The sequence below is a fragment of the Flavobacterium sp. MEB061 genome (assembly GCF_000834715.1).
GTDB classification, from domain to species: Bacteria; Bacteroidota; Bacteroidia; order Flavobacteriales; family Flavobacteriaceae; genus Flavobacterium; species Flavobacterium pectinovorum.
This window is the reverse complement of record NZ_JXQR01000005.1, coordinates 57946-71876: the sequence shown is the minus strand read 5'-3', so window position 1 is coordinate 71876 and position 13931 is coordinate 57946. Positions and strand designations below refer to the sequence as shown.

The following is a 13931-nucleotide window of genomic DNA, read 5'->3' as shown; positions in this document are numbered from 1 at the left end:
TTTCCTGTAAGTAAATAATTATCTGCGTAAAATCCGTTTAATCCGCGTCATCCGCGTGCCATTTTATTTTTTCAGCACTTCATTCAAAAACAGCTGTAAATGCTCAAAAGATCTTTTTGCGGCAACAGCATTATAAGCAGCACCTTTTGAATTGTCATTTCCGGCCTCTGGATTTGTAAACGAATGCACAGAATTTGCATAATAAATCATTTGCCAATCGGCTTTTGAATCACGCATTTCCTGTTGAAAAGCTGTAATTTCTTCTTTCGAAACAAAAGGATCATCAGCACCATGACAAACTAAGACTTTCGTCGTAATTGGTTCAACGGCACGCGCTGCATCTTTACCTAAACCACCATGAAATGAAGCAACACCTTTTAAATTCAAATGTCCGCGGGCGGCTTCAAGAACTCCTGTTCCGCCAAAGCAATATCCAATAGCGACAATATTATCTGCATTTGCTCCGGATTTGATTAATTCCTGCAAAGCCGCATTGATTCTTTTTTGATAATCAGCAAAATTTGTTTTGTAATAACCCGCTTGTTTTCCAGCTTCGGCTGTATTAGTTGGATAATTTCCTTCGCCATAAATATCAGCGATAAAAACATGATAGCCTAGTTTTGATAATTCTTCGGCAATTCCTTTAGATGCATTGTCGATTCCCAGCCATGCCGGTAAAAGCAAAATACCTGGATTGTTACTGCTTTTTTTGGCAGATTTTATAAATAAACCGTTTAATGTTTGTTTTCCTTCTGAATATTTTACTGGTTTTAACTGTGCATTTATAGTGTTAGCAGACAGTATAATAGATAAAATTAGAATAGTGGTATTTTTCATGATCTTACAATTTTAAAACAAATATCAGAAATAAAATGCTACAAAAAAACCTCAGAAGAATTTTCTTTTGAGGTTTGTATTTTTGAAATTAAATGAAGGAATTATTATATTTTATAAAGAAATATTCCTTTTAAAAGCACATCCTAATTCTATCATAGAATCCGTTTTGGCAATTCCGGGAATATTATCGATTTTTTCATATAATATTTTACGCATGTGTTCGTGGTTTTTTGCGGTAATTTTTAAATAAAGCGTAAACGAACCCGTTACAAAATAGCATTCTGTAATTTCCGGAATTTCTTTTAAAGCCTCAATAATACGTTCAGAATCAGAATCTTTATTGAGAGTAATTCCCGTAAACGAAGCCCAGTCGTATCCGATTTGTTTTTCGTTTAAAATAGGTTTGATGCCGGTAATTATGCCTTGTTCAAATAAACGGTTAATGCGCTGATGCACCATTGTATTCGAGATTTTTAAATTAGTAGCAATAGTCGAATACGCAATTCTTCCATCTTTCTCTAATTCTTTGATAATTTTTACGTCAAACTCATCTAAAATATCCATGCATCTATTTTTTTCGTTCTAATTTATTGTAAAGATAAAAATAAGTCTGATTAGATGTTTATTTCTGAATATTAAAATGACTTTTTTATTGATTAAATTAAGTGATTTTGATTTTATATAGGTGATTATGAGTTAATATTTGTGTTTTATTCGTTGTAAATAAATAATTTTTATATTTTTGTTTCAATAAAAAGAAATATTATGGCACATACACAAGAAATTCTTTCGTCTAAATCGGAAGTTTTAATCGAAAAAGAGAATAAATACGGAGCTCATAATTACCATCCGCTTCCGGTAGTTTTAGAAAGAGGAGAAGGTGTATATGTCTGGGATGTTGACGGCAAAAAATACTATGATTTTCTTTCGGCTTATTCTGCAGTAAATCAAGGACATTGTCATCCTAAAATTGTACAAGCAATGGTCGATCAGGCACAAAAGCTGACCTTGACTTCGAGAGCTTTTTACAATGATAAATTAGGAAACTACGAAGAATTTGTAACCAATTATTTTGGTTTTGATAAAGTTTTACCAATGAATACAGGTGCTGAAGCGGTTGAAACAGCTTTGAAACTATGTAGAAAATGGGCATACGAAGTAAAAGGAATTCACGAAAATCAAGCTCAGATTATTGTTTGTGAAAATAATTTTCACGGAAGAACAACGACTATTATTTCCTTTTCGAATGATGAAAGTGCCCGTAAAAACTTCGGACCTTTTACAGATGGATTTATAAAAATTGAATATGATAATCTTGAAGCTCTTGAAAAAGCTTTGGAATCATCAAAAAATATTGCCGGATTTTTAGTAGAACCAATTCAGGGTGAAGCCGGAGTTTATGTTCCTTCTGAAGGATATTTGGCGAAAGCAAAAGCACTTTGTGAAAAACATAATGTATTGTTTATTGCAGATGAGGTTCAAACGGGAATTGCCCGTACCGGAAAGTTATTGGCCGTACATCACGAAAATGTACAGCCGGATATTCTGATTTTAGGAAAAGCAATTTCTGGCGGAGTTTATCCGGTTTCGGCAGTTTTGGCGAATAATGAAATCATGAATGTGATCAAACCGGGTCAGCATGGTTCTACTTTTGGAGGGAATCCTGTTGCAGCAGCCGTTGCAATCGCAGCTCTTGAAGTGGTAAAAGAAGAAAAACTAGCCGAAAACGCAGAACGTTTAGGAATCATTTTAAGAAAAGGATTAAACGAAATTGCAGAACGTAATGATTTAATTACCCTTGTTCGCGGTAAAGGTCTATTAAACGCAATTGTAATTAATTGCAGTGAAGATTCTGATTTGGCTTGGGAAATCTGCCTAAGATTCAGAGACAACGGATTATTGGCAAAACCAACTCACGGAAATAAAATTAGATTAGCACCGCCATTGGTGATGACAGAAACTCAAATTGCAGAATGTCTTGAAATAATCGAGAAATCTTTGAATGATTTTAGAGATTAAATAATCAATTGAAAAGTATTTTTTAAACACATAGAAACATAGCTTATTGGTGTGTTAAAAGGCGTTTCACTTGCATTAACAAACATAGCTACTATGTGTGAGAAACTAGTTTCTTTAAAATTAATCTTTTCAATGTGAAGTAAAATCTATGTTTCTATGTGTTTAATTAAATTACACTTTACATATTAATTCAGCTTACTTTATTACATAAAAAAGCGATTGTTCTATGACAATCGCTTTTTGTTTATAACTACTTAAAATATCAAAAAAAGTAATTATTTCTTTAGAGCCGCACCGCCTGGCATTTGCTCAGGTTTAGCGTTGAATTTGCTATATTCTACAACGCCTGTTTGGTTTGCCCAATCAAAATATTTGGCAGAAAGCTGGTTTACAACTGCAAGATTTTGTTTGGCAACATTGGTCGTTTCACCTCTGTCAGTTTCAATATTATAAAGCTCCCATTCATACGAAGGATAAGTCGAAACTAATTTCCATTTCCCGTCACGAACGGCTCTGTTTCCAGCTCTTTCCCAAAATAATGGTGCGCCTCTATCAACCTGCGAAACATTATCAAATAAAACAGGTAATAAACTCTTTCCAGCCAAAGGATTTGTGATCGCACCATTATATTTTTTTGGATATTCAATTCCGGCCAATTCGTAAAAAGTAGGAGCAAGGTCAATAATATGTCCGGTTCCTTTATCGATACGATTTGATTTTATCTTTGATGGAAACCAAGCAATAAACGGCGAACTAAATCCGCCTTCGTGCATATTGTTTTTATATTGCTGAAGCGGTGTATTAGATAAATAAGCCCAGTTTTGTTCCTGATAATCAAATGATCCTGAAGTTCCAACAGGTCCTTCGTTTCGAACCAAACCTCTTCCAAGCGGATTGTAAGTATTAAAACCGCCCTGCGCTCCATTATCTGAAATGAAAATAATCAAGGTGTTTTTATCTTTTTTCAACGCTTTTATTTTATCCAGAACTTTACCAACGTTTTGATCCATATTGTCGACCATTGCGGCGTAAACTTCCATTTTTGCTTTCCAGAATTGCTTTTCGTCATACGTTAATTTATTCCATTCCGGAACTTCGGGATCTCTTGCAGAAATGGTTTGGTCGGCTGGTAAAATCCCGTTTTCTTTTAATTTCTGAATTCTTTTTTCTCTTAAAGCATCCCAGCCTTCATCAAACTTCCCTCTGTATTTTGCGATATCAACCGGTTTTGCCTGCAACGGCCAGTGCGGTGCGGTAAAAGCGAGATATAAAAAGAAAGGTTTGTTTTCTTTGTTTTGTTCCTCCAGAAAAGTAACCGCATTATTTCCAATTTCATCTGTAAAATAATACGAGTCATCTTTTGGATGCAGTTCTTCATTATTACGAATCAGTTTTACTGGATAAGGTGTTTTCCCAAAAGGCAAAGGTTTAGTATCAAAATAATTAGAGGCACCTTTTAAAATGCCGTAAAATTTATCGAAACCTCTTTGATTCGGCCATTGCGCCTGATCTTCAGAACCTACGTGCCATTTTCCAGATAAAATGGTACTATATCCGCCAGAGCGAAAAACTTCTCCCAAAGTCAAAGATTCTTTGTTTAAATATCCCTGATAGGCCGGCAATCCTAAATTGACATCAAAAAATCCAACTCCGGCTTTATGTTGATATTGTCCGGTTAATAAAGAAGCTCTCGTTGGCGCACAAATCGAGTTATTGTAAAATTCGCGCAGTCGCAAACCTTCGTGAGCTAATTTATCGAGATTAGGTGTCTTAATTTCGGAGCCGTAATTTCCCAAATCAGAATAACCCATATCGTCGACCATAATTAAAATGATGTTTGGTTTGGAGTTATTTTGAGAATGAATTGAAAAGCTGAAAGCCAATAAAAGGTTTAGTGTAATAAGTGTTTTTTTCATTATAATGGATATTTTTAATTTCTTGAAATCGTTACGTTTACTTTGCGTTTCAAGGGATTAAAATCCCTTGCTATAAAATAAATCATTCCTCCGGAATTTTATAAAGAGTTCCGGAGGAACGGATCATATTGTAGGGATAGATTTTAATCTGTCCTTCTATTTACCAAACAGCAAAAAAGCAATAATCAGCGTAATAATCACATTGAATAATTGCGCGATTAAAAAAGCATACAAAGGTTTTTTGCTATTGTTGCCGAGTAAATCTTTAAAGTTTGTTTCGAGTCCAATACTTGTAAAAGCTAATGCAAACCAAATGCCTTGCAGGTTTTTTAAACTGTCTTTTACTTCATCACGAACTTCCGGAGTAATTAAAAAAGAAAAAACCAGTGAAGCGACAATGAAGCCAATAACAAATTTCGGAAAACGTTCCCAGATAACGCCCAAAGTTGGTTTTGATGCCACAGCTTCATCTGATTTATTATGTGTATAAGTCCAATAAACGGAAATTGCAAAAGCGGCTAATCCTAATAAAACATTTTGGGAGAATTTTACAATCGTACTAATTTTCAGCGCCGTCTCACCAACCAAAGTTCCGGAAGCGACAACTGCGCCTGAGGTATCAATGCTTCCACCAAGCCACGCGCCTGTAACTTCTTCAGGAAAATTAAAATATCGGGCAATTATTGGCATAAAAATCATCATGGGAATTGCCGTTACCAAAACCATAGAAATTACGTAAGACAGTTTTTTTGAATCGCCTTTAATCGCGCCCGAAGTGGCAATAGCAGCAGAAACACCGCAGATAGAAACCGCACTCGAAATCATCATGGTTAGTTCATCATCGACTTTTAATTTTCGGCAAAGCCAAAAAGCAAAATACCAAACGGATAATACCACGACCAAAGCCTGAATTAATCCTAAAGAACCCGCTTTTAGAATATCTGAAAAAATAACACTTGTTCCCAATAAAACCAATCCGATTTTTACAAATACTTCTGTTGAAAGTGCAGATCGAAACCATTCGGGAAGTTTGAAAAAGTTGCCTATCAGTAATCCGATAATTAAACTGAAAATAACGGCTTCTAAATTGAGCGCTTTTATTTCTGAATTTCCTGCCAGAATAAGTGCAATGACAGTTAGAATATAAACTATCGGAAAAACAAATAGAAAATATTTTACAGATTTTCCGATTAGAAAAGCACCTAACGTTCCAATAATTAACAGATAAATAAATTGCGTTATTATGAGTTGCAAATTAGAGAAAGCGAAAACAGCATTGCTTAATTCGACTCCGTTTGACCATTTGAAAACCGGAACTTCGGGGAGAAAAACAAAAAGAGAAATCCCGATGATTAAAAATCCGAGAATAACGACTGTCCAGTCTTCGTGAAGGTTAAATTGTTTTGAGGTAGTTGACATTTTATGTTTATTTCCTGCAAGGTTTTTAAAACCTTGTAGGTATAGTTATTAATATAGCGAGTGAATTAGACCTGCAAGGTTTTGAAAACCTTGCAGGACTTCTGTAACTTTTACAAATCCACAAAGTATTTTTGTTTACCAAAGTCAAATTCATAATAGGTTAAATTGGGCCACAAAGGTTTTACAAGACCTTTTTCCCAGTTTTGCAAAGCAGCGTGAAGCTCTTTTACTTTTGCCGGATTTTTTTGAGCCAAATCTGTCGTTTCAGACTTATCGTTTGCCAGATTATAAAGCCATTCTTCGTGCGTTTTTCCGCTGATGATTAATTTCCAGTCACCACTTCGTATCGCTTTTGCATCGCCGGAACGCCAGTATAAATTTTTGTGTGCTTCTGTATTATTGTTAACTGTCGAGATCAAATCAACACCATCGTAAACCCTGTCTTTTGGCAAACCGGAATGCGTAACAGCAGCAATTGTGCTAAAAATATCCAGTGAACTTACAGGAGTTTTATAAACCGTATGCGGTTTGATTTTTCCCTTCCACGAAAGTGCAAACGGAACATTTATTCCGCCTTCAAAATGCGAAAATTTACCACCTTTTAAAGGGGCGTTTGTTGTGGCGAAAGTATAATCGGCACCACCGTTATCACTCGCAAAAATGATTAAGGTATTTTCTTCCAGGCCTTCTTTTTTTACTTTGGCAACGATTCTTCCAATAGCGTCATCAAGCGCGCTGATCATGGCAAAATAAACGCGTTTGTTTTCGTCTTTTACATTCGGAAAACGATCGTAATATTTTTTTCGAACCTGAAAAGGCGTATGTGGCGCATTAAACGGAACATAAAGTAAAAAAGGTTTGGTTTTGTTTTTATCGATAAAAGCTTCGGCTTCGTCGGCAAATGTTTCTGTTAAATAAGCTTTGTCTTTTATGATGGTAGTATCGCGACGAATTTGCCCGATTCCAACACGGCCATTTCCCCAAATCATTTTATCTGTAAAATCTTTGTGATGATGGTTGACAATATCCGGATTATCATCTTCGGGCGTGTAAAGCGAAAACGCCTGATAAAACCCGTAATGGTAATCGAAACCTCTGTCCAGCGGGAAAAACCCTTTGTTGTGTCCCAAATGCCATTTCCCGATTATGGCTGTGGCGTATCCTTGTTTTTTGGCTAAATCAGCAAACGTAATTTCAGATTGAGGCAAACCCTGAGTAGCAATCGAAGCTTCATTTGGGTATTCTATTTTTTGATTTAATCGCCAGCTATTCGTATTAATCAAATATTTGAAAGCATAATATTCCAGGTTATTTTTTGGGTATCGGTCTCCCGGCTGATATTCATGTCCAAAACGTTCCTGATAACGACCCGTCAACAAACCCGCACGCGAAGGCGAGCAAATCGAAGACGAAACATAACCATCTGTAAAAGTCACGCCAGAAGCCGCCAAAGAATCAATTTGTGGCGTTGGTGTCGATTTTCCTCCGTATAATGAAATATCATATTTGCCTAAATCGTCAGCAAGGAGAATGATAATATTAGGTTTCTTTTCTGATGATTTTGATGTGTCTTTTTGTGCCAGAAATTCCTTTTTTCCTTCGACTAATTTTTTATCAGGTTCTATTAATTTTCCGTTTGTATTAATAGGCCAGAATAAAAATAGTACCGCAATAAAAAGGACGAGAAGAATTGGAATAAGGATTTTTTTTATTCTTTTGAATGATGCCATGTTTTTTGATTTTAATCTCTATCGTTTCCTGCAAGGTTTTCAAAACCTTGTAGGTATATTTTAAGTATGAAACACTTCAAATTTTTGAGCGTAATTTAAACCTACAAGGTTTTGAATACCTTGCAGGAGGTTGAAAACATTAGTTTTGTGCCAAAGCCACATCAACATCACTTTTAAGATTTCCTAAACCATCTTTTTTGAAAATGATTTTTCCATTTTGATATAAAATTAAAGTAGGGAAGACCTTTACGGTTTTTAAATCGGCAATAACCTGCGGACTTTCTTCCAATTCAATTTCGATAATTTTGAGTTTTTCGCCATATTGAGACCTGATGTCTTCTAAAATAGGTTTTACGGTTTTGCAGGTGGCGCAATATTTGGAACCAATATCTACCAAAACATATTGGTTATAAGCAAGGATTTTTTTGTATTCGGCTATTGATAATTTGCTTTTTAAATTACTGTAAAAAGGTTTTCCGCCGCCAATCCAGCTTGCGATTCCGCCTTCGAGAATATAGACTTCATTGAAACCTCTTTTTGCTAAATCGGTAGATAAAAGCCCGCTTCTGTAGGCAGCAATCGAATAGATAAATACGGGTTGCGATGGATTTAAAGCTGCAACATGCTTTTCGTAATCTTCAGATTTTAGGTTGAAATTTACTGCACCTTCTATATGATTTAAGGCAAATTCGTCGCTTCCTCTGGCATCAACAATCTGTGGATTTTTTTGACTTTTAATTTTCGAATAAAAAGCATCCAGCAATATATTGGCACTGTTTCCTTGCGAAAAACCTGCAATTGTAAAAAGCAGCATAAACGTTATGATGCTGTTTTTGAGTGTTTTATTTTTCATGAATTTTGGTTTTTGCATAAGTTTGGCAGTGTATTCAGGATTATTTTCGAATACACTGCCAATTCTTATTTGATTCATTTTTTCTGGTTTTATACCTGAGCAGGCTCGTCGTAATAAACCGGACTTGGTGCCAGATTTTCTTCTGCTTTTGGTTTTAACGGAACTGCCAGAACGCCTTCTGCCAAAGCACTTCCTTCTTTTTTAGATTTGAATATTGGCCACAAAAACTGCGCGTACCATTCTTCTTGTTTGTATGATTTCATTCCGTATGATTTTGGGAATTTACGTGTAATTAAACCCGTTCCGAAGATCATATCCCAGATAAAAAACATGTTTCCGAAGTTGCCTTTAAAATGTCCAACACCGTCTCCGCTTGTATCTGCGTGATGTGCGTGGTGCGTTGCCGGAGTCGAAATCAAACGTTCTAAAACCCATGCAATTGGATGTAAAACTTTGTATTTATAAAATGGTTTGTCCCATGCAATACTTGAGTGTGCGCCCAAAGTGATGAAACTTTTAATCACCAAAACAAAAAGAGCCGGTAAACCTAAACCTAAATAGGTTAAAGTGGCTGTCAAATAAATTTGAGAAAAGAAAACCGTATAAATGAAGTTTTGTCTCGAAGCCATCGCCATTCCCATATATGGAGCCGAATGGTGCGTTCTGTGGAAACGCCATAAAAACGGAACCTGATGGTGAAGTCTGTGGTACCAATATTGCGTTAAATCATCGGCAATAGCAATAAGGAAAAAACCTCCCCAAAACGGAACCCATGATAGTGTATTAGCTAAATTTGGAATTAAATATGGCAAAGCCGTTAAGCTAAAAAATGCAATAATAGGAGGCAGGATTAATTTTGGGGCCAGAAAACTTACAATATCAATTTTGCGTTCTTCACCCGTCCATTGATCGTCGTATAAACCAGCGCCAAATTCTATTGCTCCCAAAACCAGCATGAAAACAGTTAATCCCCATGTGCGTATATTTTGAAAAGCAGGTTTTGCAAATTCTAAAAATGATGGTATCGTAACATGAGATTCTGCTACAAGTCCGTTGCTTAATTTAAAGTAAAGGAAAATTGCCACAACCGGCAATGAATATATCAAAAGACTAATACTCAAATCTCTTGTCAATTTACTGTTTGAATTTTGTGTTGCTGCCATGATTTTTTATTTTAAAAATTGATTTATTAAGGTTAAACCTCCGGCCAGAATCGCCAGCGGAACTAAAAATAAAATTATACCCACGATAATTTTTTTTCCGATAATTTCATAATCTACTCGTTTCATTATCTTGTGTTTTGTGTTATTATTTATTTGATTTGAATCTCAAACTTTATATTTGAAATTCAGTGGATTAGCTTGTGTGACAAAAATAAAAAATAAATTCTTTTAACTCTATGGATTTAGTAGAATTTATTGATTATTTTTTTGAAATTTTGTTATATTATTTTTTTACTTAATCCTGCAAGGTTTTCAAAACCTTGTAGGTATGATTTGAGAAGGACAATCGTAAGGGATATGATTTAAACCTACAAGGTTTTGAAAACCTCGCAGGTTAAGTTGGTCAATTTTAATTAGTAGTACCAGCCGGTTTGTTGGCCTGACGAATTAACTCCTGAAGATTTTTGCCTTTATCAGTTCCGTTATTGTGAATTCTTCTGCTAAAAACATCCTGCCAGTCAATTAGCGGGTAAAGATTGTTTTCTTTTGCCTGCTCTTCAAACAATTGTTTTAGTTCAGCCAGTTTTTCAGGATTTTTTTTCGCAAGATTATTGCGCTCGTTAAAATCTTCGTTTAAGTTGTACAATTCCCAAACATCAGCATCAAAATTGCTTGGTGCCGGTTTTTCGTTTTTACCTAAATTATTTTTCAAAGCAAAAGAATCCGGAAGATGTGCCGCAGCCGCTTTCCATCCATCTTTGTAAATCGCTCTGTTTCCAAAAATGTAATAGTATTGTACTTTGTGAAGTGATTCTGCTTTTGCATCATTTAAAGAAGCATAAAAAGTAGAACCCTGAATTTTATCCTGTTTGATTTCGCGAATCGTTTCCGGCGCTTTAATTCCAACAATCTCCAATGTTGTTGGCAATAAATCTGTTACGTGGCTGTATTGATTTCTGATGCCGCCTTTTTCTTTAATTCCTTTTGGATAATAAACAATCAACGGATTACGTGTTCCACCTTCAGAATGTGCATCTTGTTTCCAGTTTTTGAAAGGTGAATTTGTAGCCTGCGCCCAACCTAAAGGGAAATTGGTATTCAAACCTTTTGCAGTTCCGATTTCGCCAATATTATTTAAATTATCCTGAAGATTTTTCTCGTCAGATACACCACCGGCAAAAAGATTTTGGTTGATTACGCCTTGCGTTGTCCCTTCTTTACTCGCTCCGTTATCGCCAATCGCAACAAAGATCAAAGTATTTTCAAGCTGATTGGTTTCTTTTAAATAATTAACAACTCTTCCAATTTCATAATCGGTATAGGTAAGATATCCGGCGTAAACTTCCATAAAACGAGCGTACACTTTTTTCTGATCCGGTGTTAATTTTTTCCAGTCAGCAATCAACGGGTTACGTTCGGGTAAAACGGCATTGGCTGGAATTACGCCCAATTTCTTTTGGTTTGCCAATACTTTTTCGCGGTAAGCATCCCAGCCATCATCAAATTTTCCTTTGTACGGATCACTCCATTTTTCTTCCACCTGATGAGGTGCATGAACCGCTCCCGGCGCATAGTACAAAAAGAAAGGTTTGTTTGGCGCGGCTTTATGTTGGTTTTTAATGTACGTAATCGCTTTATCTGTAATTTGTTCTGTTAAGTGTCTTCCGTCAGGAACAATATGGGTGTTATCTTCTACTAAATCAGGTTTGTACTGATCTGTTTGTGATCCTAAGAAACCAAAAAAGTGTTCAAAACCTTTTCCTGTTGGCCATCTGTCAAACGGACCCGCGTCTGAAGCTTCTTCATCTGGCGTTAAACCGTATTTACCAACGGCAAAAGTGTTGTACCCTTTATCGCGTAAAATCTCTGCGATTGTTCCTTTATCAGATGGAATTCTGCCATCCCAACCCGGAAAACCTGCGGATAAAACCGTGTGAGAGAAACCGCTAACGTGCACTCTTCCAGAATTTCTTCCGGTTAATAAAGCGGCGCGGGTAGGAGCACAAATAGCTGTTGTATGGAAATTGGTGTAGCGCAAACCGTTGTTAGCCAGTTCATCAAATGTTGGCGTCTGGATCAAACCTCCAAAAGAACTTGAAGCTCCAAAACCAACATCATCCAATAATATCCAGACTACGTTTGGTGCACCTTTTGGCGCTGTAACCGGATCAGGCCAATATTCTTTAGAATCGGCTGTGGTTTTTCCAATTGTACCTTTAAATTCCTGATCGGGATTTGATTGTGCAAATCCTTGTACCGCTCCTAATTGTGTTACAAGAAGGGCAGTAATCAAAAGCCCTTTTTTAGGATTTTTGATTGTGCTGTTATGATTAATTTTTTTCATTTTAAATAGTTTTATGGTTGATTAAGTAATAATTTTAGTTGTTTAAACTTATAATCATGTAATCTGTATTTTACTATACTATTTTATTTTATTCCAATCTTCGACACCTACTTTTGCTGACCATTGCTGATGTAATTCAATCAGATTCTGTAGCAATTTTGGCTCTGATTTTGCAAGGTTTTTTGTTTCTGTCCTGTCATTTGCAAGATTGTACAATTCCCACGGCTGATTGTTTTCGGCTACGGCTTTCCAATCACCTTTCCTTACTGCTTTGCTGCCTTCATGTTCCCAAAACAAAGCTTCATGTGTCTTAGATTGTTGTCCTTCAAATTCTTTTTTTAAACTAATGCCTTCTAAGGGCGTAAGTTTTTTTTCCTGAAAAGAATCGGGATATTGAAAACCCGCGTACTCCAGAAAAGTTGGAAAAATATCAATCAAATGGCTTACCCTGTTGCTTATTGTGCCTGCCTTAATATGCTTTGGGTAATAAGCAATAAAAGGAGATGCTATACCGCCTTCGTGAGTGTTCTTTTTAAATAATTGAAAAGGTGTGTTGCTCACATTTCCCCACGGGCTTTCGTAACTATCAATCGACGCAACCGAACCCGGTGTTCCATTTTTTTGAGTTACGTAATTCCAATTTTTTACATCATCGGCACTTCCGCCATTATCCGAAAGAAAAAGAATAAGGGTATTATCTTCTTCTCCCAAAGACTTCACTTTTTGCAGGATTTCTCCAATTCCGGCATCCATTCGGTCAATCATAGCAGCGTAAATTGCCATTCTTGTATCCCATTTGTCTTTTTCTTCGGCAGTTAGTTTTTCCCAATCCGGCACTTTTTCAAAACGATTTGATAAGTCCCAATTTTTATCAATGATGCCTTGTTCTTTTAATTTTTTAAAACGGCTTGCTCTCAATTTATCCCAGCCTTCTAAGTATTTACCTTTGTATTTTGCAATATCTTCGGGCAATGCCTGAATGGGCCAGTGCGGAGCATTATAAGCAACATAAAGAAAAAAAGGCTTTTGCTGATTTCGCTGTTTTTCTAAAGAATTAATAGCAAAATTGGTAATTTCCTGAGTCAGATAAGTAGAAGTATCCTTGCGGATAATTTCCTGATCTCCTTTTAAAAAAGTAACTTTCCTACCGTCGTTATACAAAGGTTCTGAGTTGAAATAACTGCTTCCATTATTTTGTAAAGTAAAAGAATCATCAAACCCCCGATTCACCGCCCAGGCTGATGGTACTAAACCAACGTGCCATTTTCCGGAAACAATTGTGTTGTATCCTGCCTGTTTGAGTGCTTGCCCAATCGTAATGCAATGCTCGTTTAAATAGCCCTGATAGGCAGGAAACCCTTTGTCCTGAACCATATCGCCAACTCCTGCCTGATGCGAATACAGGCCTGTGAGCAATGAAGCGCGGGAAGGACAGCAACGCCCAGCATTGTAAAACTGATTTAGAATAAGCCCGTTTGTAGCGAGTTTATCCAGGTTTGGCGTTTTAATTTCTGAGCCAAAAGCACCAATATCTGAGAAACCTAAATCATCTGCCAAAATGACGATGATGTTAGGTTGCTTTTTCTGTGCAAACAGCTGAAATTGTACAACAACCAATAGGGCAAGTAGGAACAGTTTTTTAATCATTTT

The 13931-nt window shown here is 36.2% G+C and carries 10 protein-coding genes; 1 reads left to right on the top strand and 9 read right to left on the bottom strand.

Annotated features, from left to right (window positions below):
• Positions 1–63 precede the first annotated feature (63 nt).
• Entirely contained in the window at positions 64–837 is a 774-nt protein-coding gene (locus RT99_RS01870) for a dienelactone hydrolase family protein (protein WP_042563035.1), read from the bottom strand.
• Positions 838–948: 111 nt separating this feature from the next.
• Entirely contained in the window at positions 949–1401 is a 453-nt protein-coding gene (locus RT99_RS01865; protein ID WP_042563034.1) for an Lrp/AsnC family transcriptional regulator, read from the bottom strand.
• 201 nt (positions 1402–1602) lie between these two features.
• Between RT99_RS01865 and rocD the strand changes: the two genes are divergently transcribed.
• Complete coding sequence (gene rocD / locus RT99_RS01860) at positions 1603–2856, top strand: ornithine--oxo-acid transaminase (RefSeq protein ID WP_042563033.1); 1254 nt, start codon at positions 1603–1605, stop codon at positions 2854–2856.
• Between the two features lie 275 nt (positions 2857–3131).
• On the opposite strand, the gene RT99_RS01855 is transcribed toward rocD, so the two are convergent.
• From RT99_RS01855 to RT99_RS01825, 7 genes are all read right to left on the bottom strand, one after another.
• Complete coding sequence (locus tag RT99_RS01855; RefSeq protein ID WP_042563032.1) at positions 3132–4772, bottom strand: arylsulfatase; 1641 nt, start codon at positions 4770–4772, stop codon at positions 3132–3134.
• Positions 4773–4928: 156 nt separating this feature from the next.
• Entirely contained in the window at positions 4929–6191 is a 1263-nt protein-coding gene (locus tag RT99_RS01850) for a YeiH family protein (RefSeq protein WP_042563031.1), read from the bottom strand.
• Positions 6192–6301: 110 nt separating this feature from the next.
• A complete protein-coding gene (locus RT99_RS01845; RefSeq protein ID WP_042563030.1) occupies positions 6302–7921 on the bottom strand; it encodes a sulfatase-like hydrolase/transferase in 1620 nt (539 codons plus the stop codon).
• Positions 7922–8060: 139 nt separating this feature from the next.
• Positions 8061–8852, bottom strand: coding sequence for a rhodanese-like domain-containing protein (locus RT99_RS01840; RefSeq protein WP_242607159.1), 792 nt, complete (start codon positions 8850–8852; stop codon positions 8061–8063).
• 11 nt (positions 8853–8863) lie between these two features.
• Complete coding sequence (locus RT99_RS01835) at positions 8864–9937, bottom strand: sterol desaturase family protein (protein ID WP_042563029.1); 1074 nt, start codon at positions 9935–9937, stop codon at positions 8864–8866.
• Between the two features lie 409 nt (positions 9938–10346).
• On the bottom strand, positions 10347–12281 hold the full coding sequence (locus RT99_RS01830; protein WP_042563028.1) for an arylsulfatase: 1935 nt from the start codon (positions 12279–12281) through the stop codon (positions 10347–10349).
• Between the two features lie 78 nt (positions 12282–12359).
• On the bottom strand, positions 12360–13928 hold the full coding sequence (locus RT99_RS01825) for an arylsulfatase (RefSeq protein ID WP_042563027.1): 1569 nt from the start codon (positions 13926–13928) through the stop codon (positions 12360–12362).
• Positions 13929–13931 lie beyond the last annotated feature (3 nt).

What these genes read in the sequence shown, in the direction of transcription:
- rocD (WP_042563033.1), top strand. Translation starts at nt 1,603, where the DNA reads ATGGCACATACACAAGAAATTCTTTCGTCTAAATCGGAAGTTTTAATC.
- RT99_RS01865 (WP_042563034.1), bottom strand. Translation starts at nt 1,401, where the DNA reads ATGGATATTTTAGATGAGTTTGACGTAAAAATTATCAAAGAATTAGAG.
- RT99_RS01825 (WP_042563027.1), bottom strand. Translation starts at nt 13,928, where the DNA reads ATGATTAAAAAACTGTTCCTACTTGCCCTATTGGTTGTTGTACAATTT.
- RT99_RS01840 (WP_242607159.1), bottom strand. Translation starts at nt 8,852, where the DNA reads ATGAATCAAATAAGAATTGGCAGTGTATTCGAAAATAATCCTGAATAC.
- RT99_RS01845 (WP_042563030.1), bottom strand. Translation starts at nt 7,921, where the DNA reads ATGGCATCATTCAAAAGAATAAAAAAAATCCTTATTCCAATTCTTCTC.
- RT99_RS01850 (WP_042563031.1), bottom strand. Translation starts at nt 6,191, where the DNA reads ATGTCAACTACCTCAAAACAATTTAACCTTCACGAAGACTGGACAGTC.
- RT99_RS01855 (WP_042563032.1), bottom strand. Translation starts at nt 4,772, where the DNA reads ATGAAAAAAACACTTATTACACTAAACCTTTTATTGGCTTTCAGCTTT.
- RT99_RS01835 (WP_042563029.1), bottom strand. Translation starts at nt 9,937, where the DNA reads ATGGCAGCAACACAAAATTCAAACAGTAAATTGACAAGAGATTTGAGT.
- RT99_RS01830 (WP_042563028.1), bottom strand. Translation starts at nt 12,281, where the DNA reads ATGAAAAAAATTAATCATAACAGCACAATCAAAAATCCTAAAAAAGGG.
- RT99_RS01870 (WP_042563035.1), bottom strand. Translation starts at nt 837, where the DNA reads ATGAAAAATACCACTATTCTAATTTTATCTATTATACTGTCTGCTAAC.